Raw genomic sequence first — 21548 nt, 5'->3', positions numbered from 1 at the left:
CTTTTTTGCCCCACTGTCGGATCACGATCCGGAGCGACCGTCACATGGTTGAAGTCGAAAACAGAACCGCCCGGAACGATAATTCGCTTTTCGGGCGGCTGGCCGTGATCTCGGCCTTTGGTGACCACCGCATCACATACCTGCTCGCCGGCGCCATGACGGCCGTGGTGTATTGCGCTCTCCTCGGCCTAGGATTGCTGGCCGCTGAAGATCGCGTCCCCTATCTTTTCCTGGTCGTGGTCAGCCATTTGACGACCGTGGTGATCGTCTACCCCTGGTACCGGCTGGTGGTCTTCCGCGGTTCCGGGGACTCCTGGATCGGGGGCTACCTGCGGTTCTATGCGGTCGGACTGAGCTTCCTGGCGGTGTCCGTCATCGGGGTCCCGCTTCTGGTGGAGCTCGCCGGGATCCCGGTCATGGTGGCCCAGGGGGTGGTGATAGCGACGAGTCCGCCGCTGAGTTATGCGATAAATCGGGCCTGGGTGTTCCGTAATCGAGGAAGAGTTTGAAATCGGCAACACGTCATGCACCGTTCGGTAAAGACGCGGGCCGGTGCGGAGGCGTCGATTCTGGTTCTCGATAAACTCCGGCGGACATGTGGCCGCACGGTCATGCGTTCTTCGCGGAAGGACCCAAAGAGCGTTGAAGGCACTCGTTCTGGCGGGCGGCAAGGGGACGAGGTTGCGCCCGCTGACCCATACCTCGGCGAAACAACTGGTCCCGGTCGCCAACAAGCCGGTGCTCTACTACGGGCTTGAGGCGATCAGGCAGGCCGGTATCACCGGCGTGGGCATCGTCGTCGGCGACACCGGCCACGAGATCCGGGCCGCGGTGGGCGACGGCTCGCGGTTCGGGCTGGACGTCACCTACATCCCCCAGGAGGCTCCCCTCGGGCTGGCGCACTGCGTTCTGATCGCCAAGGAGTTCCTCGCCGACGAGCCGTTCGTGATGTACCTGGGGGACAACTTCCTGGTGGACGGCATCACCGGTCTGGTGGACGACTTCCGTCGGAACGACCACGACGCGCAGATCCTGCTCACCAGGGTCGCCGAACCGCAGTTCTACGGGGTGGCCGAGCTAGGGCCGAAAGGTGAGATCATCGGCCTGGAGGAGAAGCCGGAGCGCCCGCGCAGCGACCTCGCGATCGTCGGGGTCTACATCTTCTCCCCGGCGATCCACGAGGCGGTTCGGGCGATCACCCCGTCGGCGCGCGGCGAACTGGAGATCACCGACGCCGTCTCCTGGCTCGTCGGCAACGGTTTCCGGGTCCACTCGCACCTCGTCAGCGGCTACTGGAAGGACACCGGACGCCTCCAGGACATGCTGGAGTGCAACCGCATCGTCCTCGAACGCGTCGAGCCCGACGTCAGGGGAACCGTGGACGGCCTGAGCGAGATCACTGGGCGGGTCGTCGTCGAGGCGGGCGCGGTGGTGGAGAACTCGATCCTCCGCGGGCCGATCGTGATCGGCGCGGACACCAAGATCCTCTCCTCCTACGTCGGCCCCTTCACCTCGATCGGTTCCGGCTGCCTGGTCGACGGCGCCGAGATCGAATACTCCATCGTGCTCGACGGCTCCTCGGTGCGGGGCGTCTCACGCGTCGCGCACTCCCTGATCGGGCGCAGCGTCGAGGTCAGTCGCGCGGCCGGGGTGTCCAACACCCACGAGCTCATGGTGGGCGACCACAGCAGGATCCAGGTGCGAGGCTGAGAGCCCTCGTCGCCGGCGCTGCCGGGTTCGTCGGGTGGTACCGGACGCCCAGGTGTCAGGGCGCCCGCTCCAAGGAGCGGGCGCCCTGACAGTGGCGTCGGATCCGGGTGTCAGCCGGCCACCGGAGAACCTGGGGCGGAAAGGGCCCGGGTCACTCGTTGAAGACCGGGTCGACCCAGTAGTTCGTCGACTGGTAGCCGAGTGACGGGAAGCCGGCGGTGATGCCGTATCGGTAGATGCCGTTGGGGCCTTCGGCGCCGTTGGCCAGAGCGACCAGGGAGCCGTTGGCGTACTGCGAGGTGAAGTAGGGCCGGGTCACCGAGTAGTTGCCGGATGTGGTGTGGTAGGCGGCGATGTAGGTGGTGCCGGCGGTGACGTTGACGGGTGCCGCGAAGTTGACCTGCTGCCAGCCGGTGGCGGTCTCGTCGGCGGGGGTGGAGGTGGCGCCGACCAGCCGCTCGCCGTTGGCGGCGTACAGGAGCACGGTGTGGGTGCCGGTGTTCTGCGCGCCCTTGTAGAACCGGACCCCGCTCACCTTGCCGTTCGTCGTCGGCTTGAACTTGACGCCGAGGGTGGTTCCCCGCGAGTCGGGCTGCGACAGGACGGCGGGCGTCGCCACCTTGTCCCACAGGCTGTTCGTCGGGACGAACACGACGTCGACCCAGTAGTTCGTCGCCTGGACGCTGCTCGTCGGGAAGGTGCTCGTCGCACCGTAGGTGTAGACGCCGTTGCCGCCCTCGGTGCCGTTGGCCAGGGCGACGAGCGGGCCGTTGGTCTGCGAGGTGGTGAAGTAGGGCCGGGTCACCGAGTAGTTGCCGGACGTGGTGTGGTAGGCGGCGATGTAGGTGGTGCCGGCGGTGATCGGCACCGGTGTCGCGAAGGTGGCCTGCTGCCAGCCGGTGGGGCTCTCGTCGGTGAAGGTGGCGCTGCTCAGGAGGCTGCCGCCGCTCGTCCACAGGCTCCCGGTGTGGGTGCCGGTGTTCTGCGCGCCCTTGTAGAACCGGACGGCGGTCACGGTCCCGCTCGTCGTCGCCCTGAACTTGACGCCGACGGTGATCGGCTGTGGATCCGCCTGCGACGCGGCGGGTGTCCCCGAGTTGTCCCACAGGCTGTCCGAGATGTTCACGGTGACGGGCACCGACGTGCTCGGCGCGAAGTGGATCAGGGCTTCGTGGTCGAAGGTGTCGCCCCCGAGATAGACGGCGATGATCTGATGCTCTCCCCCGACGAGGTCGGATACCGTGATCCGGGCGGGGCCCTGGTCGTCGTGCCAGGCCGAGCCGAGGACCGTCGAACCGTCCTTGAAGACCACTTCGCCGGCCGGCACGATCGAGCCGCTGACCGCCTGCACCGCGGCCGTCAGGGTGATCGGGTACCCGGTCCACGCGGAGCTCGCCGAGACGGTCAGGTTCGTGGTGGTCGGCGGGTCGTTCGGCACGGTGACGCGGGTGTGCGGCAGGCTGTTGGTGCCCTGGATGGAGACCGTGATGCCGAGCCCGAAGGCGCGGCCGATGACGTTGGCGCCGCTGTTCACCCCAACCGAGTTCTGCGCCAGGATGTTGCCGCGGAACGTGCAGTACGTCCCCAGGGTCGCCGTGTCGCCGACCTGCCAGAAGACGTTGTCGGCCTGGGCGCCGCGCAGCAGGGCGATGTTGCTGATGCTGGCCGCGGTGAGGATGGTCGACTTGAAGATGAAGACGGCGCCCGGATCACCCTGGGCGTCAAGGGTGAGGGTTCCGTCGATCGAGAAGTTGCCGCTGGTGCTGTTGTAGACGCCCGGCCCCTTGGTCGTCCCGCCCAGCTGGGGGGACACGGTGGCGGTGGGGGCGCGCCCGACGATGTCGTTGTAGGCGGCGACCGCGTCGGCCTTGGCCTGCGCCGCGGTGGCGTCGGCCAGGTGCGTGCTCCCCGACACCACGCCGGGGGGGAAGCCGACCAGGGTGTTTCCCGGGCTTATCCCGAGGTCGCCGGTGACTGTGGTGGAGTCCGAGTTGCCGACCGAGCTTCCGGCTAGAACCCCGAACGAGGCGGCGCTGCCGATGTCCACCGGATCGATCGCGCGCGTACTCCTGTCGGCCGCGTTCGCGCTTCCCGGTGTGCCGGTGACCGCGCCCATCGCGAGGGCGGCGACCACGGTCGCCTTCAGCACGGTGCGGCCAAAGGCTCGCGTGCGGCGCAGGGAAAGCGGCAGGCGCCGGGGACGCCCGGCGTCGACTGTGGTCGTGGTCGTGGTCGTGGTCGTGGTCGTGGTCGTGGTCGTGTCTGTCGTCTGGTCGAGCGCGTCGCGAACGGGTTTTGACATGCGACACAACTCCTCACTGATCTCGTGCTGTGTCAGGCGCCCGGTACGGTCCGTCACCTGCGAGCTGTCATGAATGGAACTTGAGGCCGCTATCGGGCTTCTGTGATTTGTGGTATTAATCCCAGGAGGCGATTAAAGGCCGGTTGAAAGGTAAATCGCCGAAATGTTGTCACGTGGCGAAGGACGCCGTGCGACACGCTGATGACTGTGCCGTGGAGGGGGGTGTGCGCGAGCCTGTGCGCGATCAAGAAGGTCATATCTCGATATGCGGCTGATAGAAAATTTACTCGGCAGTACTTCCTGATATTACTTATTTTTCGGTACTAAATTGATCTCTGTGCTGTTCGGGGGGATGGAGAGATGAGGTGGGGAGGAGCGGCGGAAGCCCGTCTGACCGCCCGTCGATTGGTTGCTGCATATACATAAAATATATAAATATGTATTTAAAGTTATTGAGTGGTTATTTAGGACTTTAATCCTGCTTTCAATGGCGGGATCGGTCTCGTTCGCGTGCCTGAATGACTCCGGGCATTGGGCGACACGCCCGGAGAGCGACAAGATGGGCGGTGCGGGAAAGCAAGACTCCTACAGTCGAGGTCGTATCTCATCTCGAATCGACGGGGGTTCTGCCGTGAGAGAGAAACTGGTTGTGATCGGCCAGGGTTATGTCGGTCTGCCTCTCGCGATGCGGGCCGTCGAGGCGGGGTTCGACGTGGTGGGCATCGACGTCGACGACCGGAAGGTCAAACGGCTCGATGCCGCCGAGTCCTACGTCGAGGACATCGGGGACGAGACGCTGGCCGCGGCCCACCGCTCCGGCCGCTACCTGGCCGCCACCGACTACGCCGCCGCCGAGGGGTTCGACGTCTGCGTGATAACCGTGCCGACGCCGCTGCGCGAAGGCGTTCCCGACCTGAGCCACATCGGCGAGGCGGGGGAGTCGCTGGCCCCGCTGCTGCGGCGCGGCGCCACAGTGGTGCTGGAGTCCACCACCTATCCGGGAACCACCCGGGAGTACCTGCTGCCACTGCTGGAGGAGGGCTCCGGGCTGCACGCGCCGGAGGACTTCCACCTCGGCTACAGTCCCGAGCGGATCGACCCGGGCAACACGCGCTGGCGCCTGGAGAACACGCCGAAGGTGGTCTCCGGCGTCGACGAGGCGTCCCTGGAGAGGATCCGGGCGTTCTACGCGAGGATCGTGGGCGAGGTCGTCCCGGTCTCCTCGCCGCAGGTGGCCGAGTTGTGCAAGCTCCTGGAGAACACCTTCAGGCATGTCAACATCGCCCTGATGAACGAGTTGTCGATCTTCGCGAGGCAACTCGACATCGACGTCTGGGAGGCCGTCGACGCCGCCTCCACCAAGCCGTTCGGCTACCTGCGCTTCACTCCCGGGCCCGGTGTCGGCGGGCACTGCCTGCCGATCGACCCGTCGTACCTGTCGTGGAAGGTCAAGCGCAGCCTGGGGCACAACTTCCGGTTCGTGGAGCTGGCCAACGACATCAACGACCACATGCCCGACCATGTCGTGCACCGGCTGGTTCTCGCGCTGAACCAGCTGCGCAAGCCGGTCAACGGCAGCCGGGTGCTCGCGCTCGGCCTCGCGTACAAGAAGAACACCGGTGACTGCCGCGAGTCACCGGCGATCGACGTGGTCAGGGGCCTGCGCAAGCTGGGCGCGGACGTGCGGGCCGCCGACCCGCACGTGGACTGCTTCCTGCTGCCGCAGGACATCGAGGTTGTCGCGTTCTCGGAACGGGAGCTGGCGGCGGCGGACGCGGTGGTGGTTCTCAGCGACCACGACTGCTTCGACTACGAGCTCGTCCAACGGGCGAGCGCCTTCGTCCTCGACACCCGCAACCGCTGCCGCGGGTCCAACGTCGAGAGGCTGTGACCCACCTCGCCCCGCCGCGCGCCTTCCTCGGGACGGCGCGTCGGCGGCGCGGGGAATCCCGGTCCCCCAACGGGCCGAGAGGAGGTCGACGACGGTGGCCCCGCCGGACTCCGCGGGGGCTAGGACTTCATGACGCGGGCGATCAGCTCCTCGACCTGGCCGTTGAGCTTGGCTCCCCGGGGCCACCCGGCGTAGTGGGTGAGGAAGATGACGATCTCGCGCAGTTCGTCGGGGGTGAGGTCGCCGGTCCTCAGCGCCGCGTCCAACTGGAGCCCGACCTCGTCGTCCATGCCCTGCCCGACGAGCAGGCCGACCAGCAGCAGCCGCCGGTCGCGGGTCGAGATCCCCTCCCTGGACCACACCTCGGCGAACAGGTGCTCGACGGTCATCCCGAAGAAGTCGCCCGGCCCGTCCCCGACGTGATCCCAGCCGTAGACCTGTTTCATGATCTCCAATCCGCGGGTCCGGCGGTCAGGAGCGGTGTCATCCGCGTGATCGCTCATGGGGCACTCCGAGTCCGTCGGCCAGCTGTTCCAGGGCGAGGGCGGCCAGGGGGTATTCACCCCTCTGGCCGGTGCCGGTTCCAGCGCGAGGGAGAGATCTTTCTCCCTCAGAGTCCTACCATGTAGCAATATGTCGTACCAGGGATCGTCCGGCGTTACAGGTCCCGTCGTCTTCCGCAACATGATCGCTCCCGGACCGCCGGTGCGATCCCTGTCCCTCGCGTCTCCGGCCCGGCCCGATTCGGTCCGGGGGCGGCGCCGTTCAGCACCATCGGGTCTTCGAGGTCGGACCCCGCCGGCACACCACGGAGAAAGACGACATTGACCAGGGCCGCCGCCCGTTGCGGTGAATGTGGGAAGAGCATCCCGTTTCCATAATTGTATCGCTCCATACCCTAGAAAATCCCTATAGAAGCATGTATGGGCGGCGAAGGGATAAAAGGGGCATCGCTTTGAGTGGATTCCCTTGGGGGTTCCCGCCGCGGGCCGAGGCGGAGGGGACGCCCGTCTGCCTCCGGTCTGCGGCGGAGGCGGAGGCGGAGGGTTCAATGATGTGGTGAGGCCAACGGCGGAGATTTGTAACAAGTGAAGTCGGGTTCCCGGCAAGATTTGGTCAAGATTCCTAAGGAGAATGGGTCGAGACAGGAGAGAGGCGCTTAAAAAACGGGCACAACCACCTCGTTAACCCGTAAAGCGGAGGTACAGCCCTGGTGAGAAGATCGAGGGCCGGGTTCGCCTTGGTTGCCGTGGCGGTTGGTTCCGCCATGGCCGGCGGGCTCACGGGATGTGCACGTGCGGAGTTCACCTACGTCCGCCACGACGACGGGCAGACATACTTCAAGGTTCCGGCGGCCTGGCAGAAGGTCGACCAGACGGCGCTGGACAAGGCGACCATCGGAGCCGACCTCGAATCGGCCACCGCGCAGCTGCGCAAACAGCTCATCTGGTCGACCGCCTACGACGCCCACAGCAAGCCGTCTCCAGATCACCTGCTCGGCTACGGCACCGAGGACGAACCATTCGTCTTCGCCCGGATCGCCAAGCTCCTCCCCGAGGAGCAGGACGCGCTCTCCCTGAACAGCATGCGTAACTCCGTCCTGCCCGTCACCGAGACGGTGCGCAAGGAGTACGCGGAGATCCCCGGCTACCCGCTGAGGAACTTCGAGCTTCTCGCCGACGAGGTGCTTCAGCCCGGAGACGGCCTGCGCGGGGTGCACGTGCGGTTCAACTACGCGATCGAGGGCGCCGGGACGGAGACCTTCGACCTCACCTCCTATCTGGCCCCGGACGGCAAGCAGATCTCCACCCTGCTGATCCGCTGCTCGGCCGCCTGTTACCGGAAGCGCGCCGGGGAATTCGACAGGATCGCGCAATCTTTCAAGGTCAAACGACTCGCCGGGTGAGGAGAAGCCCGTACATGAAGTCACCTCCGCCGCCCCCCACCTTCGAAGGACTGCGGGCCCCCGGCTCAGGTCCGACGGACCCGCATCCCGACAAACGCAAGAAGATGCCGTTCTGGGACCGGATCAAATTCCTCCTCATCCTGACAATCATCTACTTCATCCTGGTATGGAGCGAGATGGCCTCATTCGAGGGCATCATGACGTTCCAGGATGCGATGATCACCACCGCTGTCGCGGCGCCGTGGATCTTCTGGTTCCTGGGGGCCGAGTTCCTGCGCCAGCTCCACTTCTTCGTCAGCGAGCGCTCCGCCGGATACAACCGGTTCTGGACGCGCGGTGTGTTCGGCGGCTTCGAGAGCTGGACCCACCGCCGCTTCTCCGACTGGAACCGCTTCAGGATGGCGCGTGCCATCAAGTGGCTGTTCTGGATCGCGGTGCTCGCCCTCATCCTGGGCGAGGTGCTGGACACCTCTCCCGCGCTCGCGCTGTTCCAGGCGCCCGCGTTGCTCTGGCAGGCGCTGCCGTACGTGGCACAGCTCGCCTTCGCGTTCTTCTTCATCGCCTTCCAGTTCATCGGCCTGTTCTGGCTGCTGTCGCGGGGCGGTGTGGAGACCTACTTCCCCGACGACATCAAGACCCGCTTCACCGACGTCTGGGGACAGGACCACGTCGTCGAGCGGGTCAAGGAGAACATCGTCTTCCTGGAGCGGCCGGACGCGATCGAGGAGCGCGGTGGCTACGTGCCCAGCGGCCTGCTGCTGTGGGGCCCGCCGGGCACCGGCAAGACCCTGATGGCCGAGGCCGTGGCGGGGGAGACCGGCAAGCCGTACGTGTTCGTCGACCCCGGCGCGTTCGTCAACATGTTCATGGGCATCGGCATCCTGAAGGTGAAGTCGCTGTTCAGGAAGCTCCGCAAGCTGTCGCTGCGGTATGGGGGCGTGATCGTCTTCTTCGACGAGGCCGACTCCCTCGGACGGCGTGGCTCGCTGGCGCAGCAGGGGCCCAGGGGTGGCCCCGGATTCTCCCCGCACGCCGCAGGATGCCATGGATTCGGCTACCTCAGCGAGGACACCCGCTGGTTGCTGACCCGCAACGGCGCGGCGGAACAGCAGGAGCCGGACACCGGCCGCAGCCGCTTCATGATGGGCGGTATGGGCGGCGGAGGCGGCGACCCGGGCACGCTGCAGGCGCTGCTCACCGAGCTGTCGGGCCTGAAGAAGCCGCGAGGCATCGTCAACCGGCACGTGCGAAGGCTCTTCGGCATGCGGCCAAAGCCGCCGCCGAAGTACCGGATCCTGGTCATGATGGCCACCAACATGCCCAACTCGCTGGACGAGGCGCTGCTGCGGCCGGGCCGTATCGACCGCATCTACAAGGTGGGCTACCCGTCGAAGGCGGGCCGGGTCCGCACCTACCGGGGCTACTTCGACAAGGTCGACCACGAGCTGACCGACGAGCAGCTGGACAAGCTGGCGACGATCACGCCCTACGCCACCGGTGCCACGATCAAGGACCTGGTGAACGAGTCGTTGATCACCGCGATCCGTGACGGCCGGGAGATCATCACCTGGTCGGACGTGACCAGGGCCAAACGGCTCAAGCAGCTCGGGCCGCCCGAGGACGTGGAGTACATCGAGCGCGAACGGCACGCGGTCGCCGTGCACGAGGCATGCCACGCCGTGGCGGCCTACCGCACCCGCTACCACCTCGAGATCGACATCGCCACGATCGAGAAGGGCGCCGACTATCTCGGCATGGTCGCGAGCATCAAGCCCGAGGACCAGTTCACCCGCTGGAAGTCCGAGCACGAGGCCGACATCATGGTCTCGCTCGCCTCGCTGGCGGGGGAGCGGATGTTCTTCGGCGAGGACAACTCCTCCGGCGTCTCGGGTGACCTGTTCTCCGCGACGTACCTCACCGCGCTGATGGAGGCGCACTGGGGCATGGGGCGTGGGGTGACCTCGGTGCCCGCGCTGCAGGAGTTGGAGATCATGGGGGGCAAGTCGATGCCCAAGCCCGGTGGCGGGGGCATCGGTTTCACCAAGGCGCCGGGCGGCGGGCAGCCGCCGGCCCCCGACGTGCTGGGTGAGCGCATCGAGTTCAACCTGGTGCGCCTGCTGGAGAGGACCGAGGAACTGCTGCGGGAGCACCGGAGAGACGTCCTGTGCCTGGCCCACGCGCTGGAGACGCACAAGACGCTCAACGGTGAGGACGTGGTCGCGATCCTGGAGCGGAGGCAGGGGCCGCTGGTCGACGGCTCGGTCTATCTCTCGGACGACTTCTACACCGAGATCGAGGAGTATCACCTGGAGGCGGCGCGGGCGCATCGCGAGCACAGCCACGTGTCACGCACCCTTCCCGTCCCGACGGTCCTGCTCCGGCTCGAACCCGCCGCCGCGGTCGTCCAGGGGGCGGTGCTCACGGGCAACGGCCACGGCTCCATAATGTCGGCCGCGCCGGCCTCGGCGGTCATGGCCGAGCCGGACTTCGTACCGTGGGGTGACGACGGTCCGGTGCCCAGGCCGTCACCGCCACCGCCTGTGCCGTTTCCACCACCGCCTCCACCGCCCGTCGTCCCCGCGCCGCGCGGTGGGCGGCTGAGGGTGGTGCTCCTGGTCGCGGCCGGCCTGGCGGCGCTGGCGGCCTTCACGCTGCTGGGCGTCTACACGCTCAACGGCGGGACGCTCGCGACGGGCGGGGCGGGTTCGCCGGAGACCGGCATGTTCACGGTGGTGTTCGTCGCCGCAGTGGCCGCGATCGTGGGAGCGGGCATCGTCGCCGCGGTCACCCGGGGATCACAGGCCGCCAGGGCCAGGGCGGAAGCCCAGCGTGACAGTGCCGTGGAACGGGCACAGTTGCTCGCCGCGGCGATGGACCCCGAGGTCGCCATGCGGGTCCTCGGCTACAAGGGCACCGATGAGCGGCCTTTACGCTGACGGCTTCGAACACGCACAGCCCGCCGGGCCGAGGCCGCGGGCGGGCTGTGCGGTCGGAAGGTTCCGGGGGAACCGGTGAGGTTCCCCCGGAGGTCCGTCAGTCGAACTCGCCGTCCTTCACACCGCCGACGAAGGCGTCCCATTCGCTCCGGGTGAACGCCAGAGCCGGGCCGCCCGGGTCCTTGGAGTCGCGGACGAGGTAAAGCCGATCGGCGTCGGCCTTGTGCCGGGCAACGGCCGGATCACCGGGGACGACCGCCACCTCCACACAGTCGCCTCCGTTGGTGCTGCGACCGCTCTTACGCCACTCGGCGTCGGACAGATCCATCGTGGACCCTCGCACTTTTTCTTCCTTCTACGGCTAGGGGGTGGAAAACCTTCTCGCCATCTGGGCGATGAAAGCCGCCGAAGCCTCCTGGCCGAGTGCCATCTCGCAGAGGCTCTCGAACATGGAGGCGTATCGGCTGACCTGCTCCGGGTCGTCCGGCACGAGCCCGCTCGCGGCCTGCTCCAGATAGAGCAGGTCGGGAACCTCGGGCTCGGGGAAGCTGAGCAGGCAGAACTTGCCGTCCATCGCCGCGTGCGCTCCCGCGGAGAACGGGGCGACCCGGATCTCCACGTTGGGCAGCGCACCGAGGTGGACGAGATGCTCCAACTGCTCCGACATGACGTCGCGCCCGCCGATCCGACGCCGGATCACTGCTTCGTCGAGCACCGCGACAAGGTGGATCGGGTCACCGGGTCCGTGCAGCAACCGCTGGCGCGAGATGCGCACGGAGACCGTCTCCTCGACCTGGGAGGGGGTCTGGACAATGGAGGTCGCCTCGATCACCGCGCGTGCGTACGGTTCGGTCTGCATCAGGCCGGGGACGACGAGCGGCTCGTACGAGCGCACGAGCGACGCCTCCGCCTCAAGCCCGATGTAGGAGTCGAAGCCCGGTTTGAGGGCTTGGCGGTGGGGGTGCCACCAGCCTCGCCGCCGGGCTTCCACGGCCATCTGGATCAGGGATTCACGTGCCTCCCCGGTCACGCCGTACACATCGGTGAGGGCCGACACGTCCGAGGGGCGGGGACGGGTCAGGCCCGTCTCGTATCTCCAGACGGTGGTGTCGGTGGAGCCGATCCGCTCGGCCACCTCCACCCGTGTCAGCCCGCTGTCCTTTCGCAGACGGTTCAGTTCAGCCATCAGGCGGCGATGACGGGCCGTGGGGCTGCGTCGAGAAGCCACGCATCTACCTCCCTCCGTCCTTTGATAGGAAATCTGCGGAATCTCAACATGAGGTATTGCAGTCCTTGATAGAACAGTTCACCGTGAGTGAGTGTGCCATCTCAGAGGGCGATGTGCATGGAATATGCGTGTCGGGGAGTGAGGTCAACCATGACGACCGGACGGCAGGCCGTCTCACCTCGATCCACCGTGACCCTCAAGGGGGTTCCGGAATCGGTGTCCATGGCGCGGAGCCGGGTCAGGGAACTTCTGGGCGAGGGGCACCCCGCGTCCGACGACGTCATTCTCCTGGTGAGCGAGGTGGTGACCAACTCGGTGCTCCACTCGGGTTCCGGAGGGGGCGGAGAGGTCGCGATGACCGTGGCGGTGGGGTCGGCCGCCGTGCTGGTCGAGGTCTGTGACGCCGGGTCCGGCGCGTCGATGCCGCACGTGCGCAACGACCCCGAGGCGGAGGGCGGCCGAGGCATGTTCCTGGTGGACCTGCTCGCCGACAACTGGGGCATCCAGGACGACGCTCCTGAGGGCGCCAGGACGCTCTGGTTCGAGGTCGTCTTCTGATCTCGGCGCGGAAATCACGCGGCTCCTGAAATTTGGGCCTTTGCTAATCAACATCCCTGTCTGACTCTCAGTGGAGGCACGCGACAAACCCCTAGAGCGCGTGTCTGAGGAGGACGCAGGTGAGACGCCGTCTGATCGTGGTGTTCGCCGCCCTGGCGCTGTTATGTCTCGGTGTGACCGGGGCGGGAGCCTCGGCCGAGCCGCCACCGAACAGCCAGTACAAGGTCCAGGGGCCGAGCACCTCTCAGCAGCGAAGCGCGATCGCGGCCACCGGTGCCGCGATCGACCAGGTCGATCCTGACTCGGTCGTGGTCACCGCCAGCGAGGCCGAGGTCGCCGAGATCAAGAAACTCGGCCACACCGTTACGAAGATCCCCAAGTCCTTATCCCAGACCGGACCCGAACAGCGTTCGGACTTCCCCTCCGCCGACTCCGGCTACCACAACTACGCCGAGATGACCGCCGCGGTGAACCAGATCGTCGCCGACCACCCGGCGATCGCCCGCAAGATCAGCTACGGCACCTCGTACGAGGGACGCGACCTGATCGCCATCAAGATCAGCGACAACGTCAACGTCGACGAGGACGAACCCGAGGTGCTGTTCACCCACCACCAGCACGCTCGCGAGCACCTGACCGTCGAAATGGCGATCTACCTGCTCAACCTGCTCACCGATGGTTACACCACCGACGGTCGGATCGCCAACCTGGTCAACGGCCGTGAGATCTGGATCATGCCGGACCTCAACCCCGACGGCGGCGAGTACGACATCGCCAACGGTTCCTACCGCTCCTGGCGTAAGAACCGGCAACCCAACTCCGGCTCGTCGTCCGTGGGCACGGACATGAACCGCAACTGGGGCTACAACTGGGGCTGCTGCGGAGGCTCCTCCGGCTCCACCTCCAGCGAGACCTACCGGGGTTCCGCGGCCGAGTCGGCTCCCGAGGTCAGGGCGGTGTCCAACTGGGTCCGCAGCAGGGTCGTCGGCGGGGTGCAGCAGGTCAAGGCGCACATCGACTGGCACACCTACGGCGAGCTGATCCTGTGGCCGTACGGCTACACCTACAACGACACCGGCCCCGGCCTGACCCAGGACGACCGCGACGCCCACGCGACGCTGGGCCAGAACATGGCCACCACCAACAACTACACCCCCCAGCAGGCCAGCGACCTCTACATCACCGACGGCACGATCGACGACTGGCTGTGGGGCGTCCACAAGATCTTCAGCTACACCTTCGAGATGTATCCGGCATCCTCCTCGCCGGGCTTCTACCCTCCCGACGAGCAGATCGTCCCGCAGACCACCCGTAACCGCGAAGCCGTGCTCCGCTTCCTGGAGTACTCCGACTGCGTCTACCGCATCATCGGCAAGGAGTCGCAGTACTGCGGCACCGGCACCCCGCCGGTGACCGTCTACTCCGACACCTTCGAGACGGCGACCGGCTGGACGGCCAACCCCTCGGGCACCGACACCGCCACCTCGGGCCAGTGGGAGCGCGGCGTCCCGCAGGCCACCACCTCCAGCGGCGCCAAGCAGCTCGGCACCACGGTCAGCGGCACCAACGACCTGGTCACCGGCCGCCTCGCCGGCACCGCGGCGGGTGACCACGACATCGACGGAGGCGTCACCGCCATCCAGTCACCGGCCATCACCCTGCCGTCGACCGGGACGCTGAACCTGTCGCTGTCGTGGTACCTGGCGCACGGTTCCAACTCCTCCACCGCCGACTTCCTGCGCGTCAAGGTCGTCGGCTCCACCACCACCCAGGTGTTCCAGCAACTCGGCGCGGCCTCCAACCGCAACGGGGCCTGGGCGGTCGCCACGGCCAACCTCTCCGCCTTCGCGGGCCAGACGGTCCGCATCCTGATCGAGGCCTCCGACGCCTCGACCGCATCCCTGGTCGAGGCCGGCATCGACAACGTCAAGATCACTCAGCAGCCCTGACCAATTCTCGGGGCGCCCTCGCCGGGGCGCCCCGAGACCTGCTCCGCGAGAACCTCGCGGCAAGGTTCCGGCGCCGGTCAGACGCGGCAGATCAGCTCGCCGTGGAGCAGCGACAGCCAGCCGTCCCGCTCCCCGGCCCAGGCGCGCCAGCCCTCGGAGAGGCGGCGCAGGTCCCCCTCGGTGGCGCCGCCCGAGGCGAGGGCCAGGCGGGCCATGTCGGACTTCAGAACCCGCTCGGCCCACATGCCACCCCACCATGCTCGGTCCTCGGGCGTGGCGAAGCACCAGGTCGATGAGGTGGCCGAGACGTCGGTGAATCCCGCCGTGTGCGCCCACGACAGCAGTCGCCGCCCGGCGTCGGGCTCGCCGCCGCACGCCCTCGCCACCCTGCGGTAGAGGTCCAGCCACTCGTCCAGTTCGGGTATCTCGGGAAACCAGGTGAACGCGGCGTAGTCGCTGTCGCGCACCGCGACGATCCCACCCGGCCTGCAGACCCGCCGCATCTCGCGCAGCGCCAGTACGGGGTCGCCGACGTGCTGAAGTACCTGGTGGGCGTGGACGACGTCGAAGGTGTCGTCGGGAAAGGGCAGCGCGTGCGCGTCCGCCACGGAGAACCCGATGTCGGAGCGCCCGCGCCGCCTCGCCTCCGCGCGGGCCACTCCGAGCGCCTCCTCGCCCGCCGACCCCCGGCCGCGTCGCCGTATGCCGCAGCCGGCCCTGCTGTACTCCCTCATCGCGGTCGCGTTCCTGCTCTTCACGGGCTTCGCGCTCTTCGCACACGTGCTGCCCCACCACTGAACCCGCCGCCACAGGGCACCGGTGACCGTCTGGACCCCCGCCACCGTGGCGGGGGTCCAGACGGTTCCCGGGCGTCAGAGGCGGAAGTCCAGGTCGGGGACGATTTCGGCGACGTCCATCTGGGCCTTCTGGAGCCTGCCCGAGTAGTCCCAGTTCATCGCCTGCCAGCGGGTGAACTGGTCGAGGACCCACATCCCCGACTGGCGGCTGCCGTTGCCGGACCTGCCGTTGCCGCCGAAAGGCAGGTGGGCCTCCGCACCGGAGGTGGAGTTGTTGACGCTGACCATGCCCGCGCCGATGCCGGCGCGGAAGTGGAACGCCGACCTCGGGTCGGTGGTGTAGATGGAGGAGGAGAGCCCGTAGCCGGGAAGGTTGGCCAGGTCGACGGCCTCCTCCAGGGTGGCGAAGGGGGTCACGCCGACGACGGGGCCGAAGGTCTCCTCCAGGAAGAGCCGGTCGTCGGGGCGGACGCCGTCCACGATGACCGGATGGTAGTAGAGGCCGCCCTCACCGGTGAAGTCGGCGCGCGGGTTGTCCGGGGTGATGCGGCCGGTGAGACCGGAGACGACGGTGTGGTGCGGCTGGATCCAGCCCAGGTACTCCTCGTAGCGCGAGGCGAACCTCTCATCGAGCAGCGGGCCGCAGAGCACATCCCCGGCGGGGTCGCCGATCGCCGCCTCTGCCACGGCGCGCGTGTACCGGCGGAGGAACTCCTCATGGACGCTCTCGTGCACGATCACCGTGCCGAGTGACGTGCAGCGCTGCCCGGCGGTGCCGAAGCCCGCGAACAGCGCGCCCTCCACGGCCAAGTCCAGGTCGGCGTCCGGCATGACCACCATCGGGTTCTTGCCGCCCAGTTCCAGGCAGGGAGACTGCAGGTGGCGCCCGCACAGCTCGCCGACGGCGCGGCCCACCTCGGTGGATCCGGTGAACCCGACCTTGTGCACCGTGCCCTCGGCCAGCGCCGCCTCCAGGCCCTCGAACGTCGCGGCGCCGTCGGCGAGGACCAGGTTCAGCACGCCGTCGGGCAGCCCGGCCGCCGCGAACAGCCGGTAGAGCGCGTGCGCGGAGGCAGCCGCGTACTCGGCGGGCTTCCACACCACCGCGTTGCCGCACAGCAGCGCCGGGACCAGGTACCACGACGGCACCGCGACCGGGAAGTTTCCCGCCGTGATCACCGCGGCCACCCCCACAGGGACCCGGAAGGTGAACAGGTTCTTGTCCGGCATCTCCGAGGGGACCGTCTGCCCGTACAGCCGCCTGCCCTCGCCGAGGAAGAAGTCACAGGTGTCGACGATCTCGCGTACCTCGCCCAGCGCCTCGGCGTACGGTTTGCCGATCTCGCGGGTGACCAGGCGGGCCAGTTCCTCGGCATTGGCCTCCACCAGCCGGCCGATCGAGGCGATCACCCGCCCCCGGACGGGCGCGGGAACCCGCGACCACTCCCGCTGGGCCGCGGTGGCCGTGCGGCACGCGGAGGAGAACGTGCTCGCGTCCGCCAGCCGGACCCGCGCGACCACCTCGTCCAGGCGAGCCGGGTTGACCGACTCGTAGGCCGTGCCGTTGGACGCTTCTTTTCCGCCGATGACGGAGACGATCTCGCTGGTCACCTTCGACCTCCCGGTGTGGACTTGTGACCGTATTCTTCCCGTGCGAAGCGAAGCCGTCACATCGGGCGGAAGGTCGTCACAGCATCGTCAGCCACACCGTCGTCACGCCGCTCGTCGCGTTGTCCGTCGCGTTGTCCGTCATGCCGCTCGTCGCGTTGTCCGTCAAAGCATGCGGAAGTCGGCGAAGTCGAAACCGGGGGACACGACGCAGCTCACCAGTACGCCCTCGTCGCCGGCGGGACGGGCGGCCTGCCAGGTGCCGCCGGGTATTACCGCCTGCGGGACCTGCCCCTCCTCCACCAGCGGACCCAGGGTCACGGAGTGGGAGGGCTGGCCCTCGTGGCCGCCGAGGATCAGTGTCAACGGGCCGCCCCGGTGCCAGAACCACACCTCGTCGGAGGCGACCACATGCGGGCGTGACTCCTGGCCGGGCTCCAGCAGGAAGTAGATGCCTGTCGCGGTGGCCCGCGCTCCGGCGTACCCGGGCGGGGTGAGGTCGACGGAGGTCCTCCAGGTCTCGCGGAACCAGCCGCCCTCGGGGTGCGGCAGCAGATCCAGGGTCTCGGCGAGCGGAGGACGGGAAGGGATGGTCATGGCGAAGATTCTAGGGACTCCGGTTCCGCCGGACGGGCCGTGCGACCGGTGTGCGGGGAGGATTACGCGGCGGCTTGGAGTCGCCTTCCGGGTACTCCGGTGCGATGCGGGGGAATCGGTGCGGGAGTCATCGGAGGGGATGGTGATGGGCTGCGCTAGATCGGTCCGGATTTGTCGGGGGGGTTGGCTAGGTTCGGTCCGTGATCGAACGGTGGAATCGGGATCAGGTGCTGGCGCTCGCGCCCGACGCCTCGTCCCAGAAAGCGGCGGGGACGATTTCCTCCCCCGGAAAGTGGTCGGGGGCCGGAGTCACCGCCGACGCGGTGTGGGGCGAGTGCGCGGGCAGCGGCTCCAAGCCCTACCGGGCCTGCGTCGACCTGTCCGAGCCCGCTTACCGGTGCAGCTGCCCCAGCAGGAAGTTCCCGTGCAAACACGCTCTCGGCCTGCTGCTCCTGTGGTCGGCCAACGGTGTCCCCGCCGCGGAGGAGGTCGCCGACTGGGTGGGTGAGTGGCTCGACGGGCGGCGCGACCGCGCGGCCAGGGCGGCGGAGGCGGGGGCGACCCGCGCCGCCAGGTCCGGCGAGGCGGGTCCCGCCGACAGCCGCAGGGCCGCGCTGCGCGAGCAACGCGTGGCCGCCGGTCTGTCGGATCTGGAGCGCTGGCTCGCCGACCAGATCAGGCAGGGCCTCGCCGGGTCACGGCGCCACGACCAGTGGGACGACCTGGTCAAGCGCCTGATCGACGCCCAGGCGCCCGCCGTCGCGGGGTCGCTGTCGCGTCTCAACACCGTGCTGGACGGCGATGACTGGCCCGCCCGCCTGCTCAGCGAGTACGCGCTGCTGCACCTGCTCTGCGTGGCCCACCGCAGTCTCTCGGCTCCGGCCGACGGTGGGGTCGACGGTGGGGTCGGCGACGGCTCAGGGAATGTGCCGGAAGTCGCGCCCGCGGGGCTTCTGGAAAGGGTGCGCGACCGGGTCGGTTTCTCGGTGACGAAGGAGGAGGTGCTCGCGGGGGAGCCCGTCCGCGACCTGTGGGACGTGCTGGGACGGCGCGACGAGGAGCACGACCGGCTGATCGCGCGCCGGGTCTGGCTGCGCGGGCGCCGGACGGGCAGGGCGGCGCTGGTGCTCTCGTTCGCGCCGGTCGGACAGGCCCTCGACGCCTCGCTCGTCACCGGCACGACCGTGGACGCCGACCTGGCGTTCTATCCAGGCTCGACTCCGCTGCGCGCGGTGGTCGCCGCCCGCTACGACACCGCCCATGATGCCGCCCCAAGCGGTCCGCCGCCCGGCCTGACCATCGAGCGGGCACTGGACGAGGTGGCCGAGGCTCTGGCGGGTGACCCCTGGCTCGACTCCTGGCCGCTCGTGCTGGAGGGGGTGACCCCCGCGGGGAGTGGTTCGCGGCTCCTAGCCGGCCCTTCCGGCGGGCTGCCGCTCCAGGAGTCCGTGGGAACCCCGTGGCGGCTGGTCGCCACCTCGGGCGGTCACCCGCTGACCGTCGCCGCCGAATGGACCCCGAGGGGCCTGCGTCCCCTCACGACCTGGGATGAGGAAGGCCGGGTGATCACCCTGTGAACGCCTCCGCCGACTGGGAGGAACTGGTGTCCACCGCGCTCGTCGGGACCGACCGGCGCCCGCTGCCGGGGGAGGGAGCGAGCGAGGTCGAGCTGCTCGGGCACGCGGCCGTGCACACCCTGCGGATGCGCGCGGGACGGCGGCCGATCGCCCCGGGCGAGCCGCCGGCCCTCGCGGCGCCCGAGGAGCGGCCCGAGGTCTCGCGCGCCGCGGGCGACAGGCTCGCCCGCGTTCTCGGTGGTGAGCAGCCGAGACTGCTCACCGAGTGGCTGGAGACCGCGGCCGGGCGTGGATACCGCCTCTCGCCCCACCTGCTGCCCGAGCTCCTCGACCACGCGGCCAGGGACAGGTCGATCCGCCCGTACCTCGGTGTCCTGGCGGGAAACCGGGGGCGCTGGCTGGCGGGGCTGAACCCGGCGTGGGGCTTCCTGCTGGAGGAGGTCACGGGAGTGGCCGCGACCGGCTCCGAGCCGACCTCGCAGGTCTGGGAATTCGGCACCTCGGGTGACCGTCGCGTCCACCTGGGCGAGCTGCGGACGGCCGATCCGACGAGGGCCAGGGAACTGCTCGCCGCCACCTGGGAGAAGGAGGGCCCCGACGACAGGGCGGCGTTCCTGGAGGCTCTCAGCGCCGGGCTGTCGCCGGAGGACGAGCCGTTCCTGGAGTCCGCGCTCGACGACCGCCGCCGAGAGGTCCGCCACCAGGCGGCCGACCTGCTCACCCGGCTCCCCGGATCGCGCCTGGCCCTGCGCATGGCAGAGCGCGTCGCCCGGTACGTCACCGTCGCCGGCGGTGAGATCCACGTCGACCCGCCGGTGGCCTGCGACAGCACCATGGAACGCGACGGCATCCGGGCGAAGGCACCCCGGGGGACCGGCGAGCGGGGCTGGTGGCTGCAGCAGGCCGTGGCCCGCACACCGCTCGAAGTCTGGCCCCGGCTGCTCGGCCGGCCGCCCCGGGAGCTGGTCCGCATGAAGATCGTTGACTGGAGCCGCGAGGTCATGGCCGGTTGGGTCAGGGCCGCCGTTCTCCAGGGTGACCCGGAGTGGGCGCTGGAGCTGTTCGCCTGGGATCCGATCGCCGACCTGCTGGCCGCGCTGCCCCGTGACAGACAGGAGAGCGTCGCGGCCGACTTCGTACGGCGGCACGGCCTGGACGGCCAACTGATCATGGTTCTCGGCGGGGCCGCGGCCCCCTGGGGGCCGGCCCTGGCCACGGCGGTCCTCCAGAAGATCATCGAGGTGTCCGGCACCCAGCCGTGGAACCTCGGCGAGCTGACCAAGCTCGCCGGTGAACGCATCGATCCGGCACTGCACGACATGGCCGGGCGGCTCTCGCTGGAGCCGTCCATCCAGGAGGTCGCCGCCCTCCTGCGTTTCCGCGACGACATGTTGAAGGAGCTCACACAGTGACAACGGTTCTGCGGGCCCACGCCGAAGACCAGTACGCCGAGGAACTGGCGGTCCTGGCCAAGGGCGACGACCGGATCCGTCCGCCGGGCTGGAAACTGTCGCCCTGGGCGGTGACCACCTACGTCCTCGGTGACGGCGACCAGATCACCCCCAAGTACATCGGGCCGCGGCGCATCGTCGAGGTGGCCGTGGCGACGCTCGCCACCGACCGCGCGCTGCTGCTGCTCGGCGTGCCGGGCACCGCCAAGACCTGGCTGTCGGAGCATCTGGCCGCCGCGATCAGCGGTGACTCCACACTCCTCGTGCAGGGAACGGCGGGCACCGCGGAGGAGGCCATCCGCTACGGCTGGAACTACGCCAGGCTGCTGGCCGAGGGCCCGTCCATGGAGGCGCTCACGCCGAGCCCGGTGATGCGGGCGATGGCCGAGGGGCGGCTGGCCCGCGTGGAGGAGCTGACCCGGATGCCCTCCGACGTCCAGGACGCGCTGATCACCGTGCTGTCGGAGAAGACGCTGCCGATTCCCGAGCTCAACCGGGAGGTGCAGGCCGAGCGAGGTTTCAATATCATCGCCACCGCCAACGACCGTGACCGCGGCGTCAACGACCTGTCGAGCGCACTGCGCCGCCGGTTCAACACGGTCGTGTTGCCGGTGCCGGCCACCGCAGAGGAGGAGGTGGACATCGTCTCCCGCAGGGTCGGCCAGCTCGGCCGCTCCCTGGAGCTGCCCGAGACCCTCACCGGGCTGGAGGAGATCCGCCGCGTCGTCACGGTCTTCCGGGAACTGCGCACCGGTGTCACCGAGGACGGCCGCACCAAGGTCAAATCCCCCAGCGGCACGCTCAGCACCGCCGAGGCCATCTCCGTCCTCACCAACGGCATCGCGCTGGCCGCGCACTTCGGCGACGGGGTGCTCCGCCCCTCCGACGTGGCCGCGGGCATCGCCGGTGCGGTGATCCAGGACCCGGTCTCCGACCGCGTCGTCTGGCGCGAGTATCTGGAGACCGTGGTGCGCGAGCGTCAGGACTGGCGCGACTTCTACCGGGCCTGCCGTGACGCGGGCTGAGGCGGTGACCTCG

Annotated in this window: 18 protein-coding genes; 11 read left to right on the top strand and 7 right to left on the bottom strand. The window is 68.6% G+C overall.

Annotated features, from left to right (window positions below):
• Nucleotides 1-44: 44 nt before the first annotated feature.
• On the top strand, nucleotides 45-509 hold the full coding sequence (locus OG884_RS02685; protein ID WP_326641759.1) for a GtrA family protein: 465 nt from the start codon (nucleotides 45-47) through the stop codon (nucleotides 507-509).
• Between the two features lie 133 nt (nucleotides 510-642).
• Entirely contained in the window at nucleotides 643-1710 is a 1068-nt protein-coding gene (locus OG884_RS02680; protein WP_326641757.1) for a glucose-1-phosphate thymidylyltransferase, read from the top strand.
• Nucleotides 1711-1861: 151 nt separating this feature from the next.
• On the opposite strand, the gene OG884_RS02675 is transcribed toward OG884_RS02680, so the two are convergent.
• Nucleotides 1862-4012 (bottom strand): DUF4082 domain-containing protein, encoded by a 2151-nt coding sequence (locus OG884_RS02675; protein WP_326641755.1) that lies wholly within the window; start codon nucleotides 4010-4012, stop codon nucleotides 1862-1864.
• A gap of 631 nt (nucleotides 4013-4643) precedes the next feature.
• Between OG884_RS02675 and OG884_RS02670 the strand changes: the two genes are divergently transcribed.
• Entirely contained in the window at nucleotides 4644-5903 is a 1260-nt protein-coding gene (locus tag OG884_RS02670; protein WP_326641753.1) for a nucleotide sugar dehydrogenase, read from the top strand.
• 119 nt (nucleotides 5904-6022) lie between these two features.
• Here OG884_RS02670 and OG884_RS02665 read toward each other — a convergent pair whose 3' ends face one another.
• Nucleotides 6023-6406, bottom strand: coding sequence for a carboxymuconolactone decarboxylase family protein (locus OG884_RS02665; RefSeq protein WP_326641752.1), 384 nt, complete (start codon nucleotides 6404-6406; stop codon nucleotides 6023-6025).
• Nucleotides 6407-7152: 746 nt separating this feature from the next.
• Here OG884_RS02665 and OG884_RS02660 point away from each other — a divergent pair.
• Both OG884_RS02660 and OG884_RS02655 read left to right on the top strand, forming a co-directional pair.
• Entirely contained in the window at nucleotides 7153-7809 is a 657-nt protein-coding gene (locus OG884_RS02660; RefSeq protein WP_326641750.1) for a hypothetical protein, read from the top strand.
• Between the two features lie 14 nt (nucleotides 7810-7823).
• Nucleotides 7824-10745, top strand: a complete 2922-nt coding sequence (locus OG884_RS02655) for an AAA family ATPase (RefSeq protein WP_326641748.1) — start codon at nucleotides 7824-7826, stop codon at nucleotides 10743-10745.
• 97 nt (nucleotides 10746-10842) lie between these two features.
• Here the strand turns inward: OG884_RS02655 and OG884_RS02650 are convergent, their stop codons facing one another.
• Together OG884_RS02650 and OG884_RS02645 are read right to left on the bottom strand one after the other, a co-directional pair.
• Complete coding sequence (locus OG884_RS02650; RefSeq protein WP_030922935.1) at nucleotides 10843-11073, bottom strand: DUF397 domain-containing protein; 231 nt, start codon at nucleotides 11071-11073, stop codon at nucleotides 10843-10845.
• Between the two features lie 33 nt (nucleotides 11074-11106).
• On the bottom strand, nucleotides 11107-11931 hold the full coding sequence (locus OG884_RS02645) for a helix-turn-helix domain-containing protein (protein WP_326641746.1): 825 nt from the start codon (nucleotides 11929-11931) through the stop codon (nucleotides 11107-11109).
• 192 nt (nucleotides 11932-12123) lie between these two features.
• Between OG884_RS02645 and OG884_RS02640 the strand changes: the two genes are divergently transcribed.
• Both OG884_RS02640 and OG884_RS02635 read left to right on the top strand, forming a co-directional pair.
• Nucleotides 12124-12531 carry an ATP-binding protein gene (locus OG884_RS02640; protein ID WP_326641744.1) on the top strand — a complete coding sequence of 136 codons (408 nt, stop codon included), beginning with the start codon at nucleotides 12124-12126 and terminating at the stop codon, nucleotides 12529-12531.
• A 119-nt stretch (nucleotides 12532-12650) separates the two neighbouring features.
• On the top strand, nucleotides 12651-14480 hold the full coding sequence (locus tag OG884_RS02635) for a M14 family zinc carboxypeptidase (protein WP_326641741.1): 1830 nt from the start codon (nucleotides 12651-12653) through the stop codon (nucleotides 14478-14480).
• A 77-nt stretch (nucleotides 14481-14557) separates the two neighbouring features.
• Here OG884_RS02635 and OG884_RS02630 read toward each other — a convergent pair whose 3' ends face one another.
• Nucleotides 14558-15139: a methyltransferase domain-containing protein gene (locus OG884_RS02630; RefSeq protein ID WP_326646842.1), complete on the bottom strand. Its 582-nt coding sequence runs from the start codon at nucleotides 15137-15139 to the stop codon at nucleotides 14558-14560.
• On the opposite strand from OG884_RS02630, the gene OG884_RS02625 reads away from it, so the two are divergent.
• Nucleotides 15099-15278: a hypothetical protein gene (locus tag OG884_RS02625; RefSeq protein WP_326647126.1), complete on the top strand. Its 180-nt coding sequence runs from the start codon at nucleotides 15099-15101 to the stop codon at nucleotides 15276-15278. The genes OG884_RS02630 and OG884_RS02625 overlap by 41 nt on opposite strands.
• Before the next feature lie 74 nt (nucleotides 15279-15352).
• On the opposite strand, the gene OG884_RS02620 is transcribed toward OG884_RS02625, so the two are convergent.
• Nucleotides 15353-16888, bottom strand: a complete 1536-nt coding sequence (locus tag OG884_RS02620) for an aldehyde dehydrogenase family protein (RefSeq protein ID WP_326641738.1) — start codon at nucleotides 16886-16888, stop codon at nucleotides 15353-15355.
• 162 nt (nucleotides 16889-17050) lie between these two features.
• The gene (locus tag OG884_RS02615; protein ID WP_326641736.1) at nucleotides 17051-17482 is read right to left on the bottom strand and encodes a cupin domain-containing protein; all 432 of its coding nucleotides are present in this window, start codon (nucleotides 17480-17482) and stop codon (nucleotides 17051-17053) included.
• A 200-nt stretch (nucleotides 17483-17682) separates the two neighbouring features.
• Here OG884_RS02615 and OG884_RS02610 point away from each other — a divergent pair, with 200 nt between their 5' ends.
• The 3 genes from OG884_RS02610 to OG884_RS02600 are packed head-to-tail and all read left to right on the top strand — an operon-like array spanning nucleotide 17683 to nucleotide 21535.
• On the top strand, nucleotides 17683-19059 hold the full coding sequence (locus OG884_RS02610) for an SWIM zinc finger family protein (protein WP_326641734.1): 1377 nt from the start codon (nucleotides 17683-17685) through the stop codon (nucleotides 19057-19059).
• Entirely contained in the window at nucleotides 19056-20471 is a 1416-nt protein-coding gene (locus tag OG884_RS02605; protein ID WP_326641732.1) for a DUF5691 domain-containing protein, read from the top strand. Before OG884_RS02610 ends, OG884_RS02605 begins: the two co-directional genes overlap by 4 nt.
• Complete coding sequence (locus OG884_RS02600) at nucleotides 20468-21535, top strand: ATP-binding protein (protein WP_326641730.1); 1068 nt, start codon at nucleotides 20468-20470, stop codon at nucleotides 21533-21535. The genes OG884_RS02605 and OG884_RS02600 overlap by 4 nt, the downstream gene beginning before the upstream one ends.
• The last annotated feature ends 13 nt before the right edge of the window (nucleotides 21536-21548 follow it).

The sequence above is a fragment of the Streptosporangium sp. NBC_01755 genome, assembly GCF_035917995.1.
Lineage (GTDB): Bacteria > Actinomycetota > Actinomycetes > Streptosporangiales > Streptosporangiaceae > Streptosporangium.
Note: the sequence above shows the minus strand (reverse complement) of the source record. Positions and strands in the feature narration are given on the sequence as shown.

What these genes read in the sequence shown, in the direction of transcription:
- OG884_RS02645 (WP_326641746.1), bottom strand. Translation starts at nt 11,931, where the DNA reads ATGGCTGAACTGAACCGTCTGCGAAAGGACAGCGGGCTGACACGGGTG.
- OG884_RS02685 (WP_326641759.1), top strand. Translation starts at nt 45, where the DNA reads ATGGTTGAAGTCGAAAACAGAACCGCCCGGAACGATAATTCGCTTTTC.
- OG884_RS02625 (WP_326647126.1), top strand. Translation starts at nt 15,099, where the DNA reads ATGTCGGAGCGCCCGCGCCGCCTCGCCTCCGCGCGGGCCACTCCGAGC.
- OG884_RS02675 (WP_326641755.1), bottom strand. Translation starts at nt 4,012, where the DNA reads ATGTCAAAACCCGTTCGCGACGCGCTCGACCAGACGACAGACACGACC.
- OG884_RS02615 (WP_326641736.1), bottom strand. Translation starts at nt 17,482, where the DNA reads ATGACCATCCCTTCCCGTCCTCCGCTCGCCGAGACCCTGGATCTGCTG.
- OG884_RS02665 (WP_326641752.1), bottom strand. Translation starts at nt 6,406, where the DNA reads ATGAGCGATCACGCGGATGACACCGCTCCTGACCGCCGGACCCGCGGA.
- OG884_RS02640 (WP_326641744.1), top strand. Translation starts at nt 12,124, where the DNA reads ATGACGACCGGACGGCAGGCCGTCTCACCTCGATCCACCGTGACCCTC.
- OG884_RS02655 (WP_326641748.1), top strand. Translation starts at nt 7,824, where the DNA reads ATGAAGTCACCTCCGCCGCCCCCCACCTTCGAAGGACTGCGGGCCCCC.
- OG884_RS02650 (WP_030922935.1), bottom strand. Translation starts at nt 11,073, where the DNA reads ATGGATCTGTCCGACGCCGAGTGGCGTAAGAGCGGTCGCAGCACCAAC.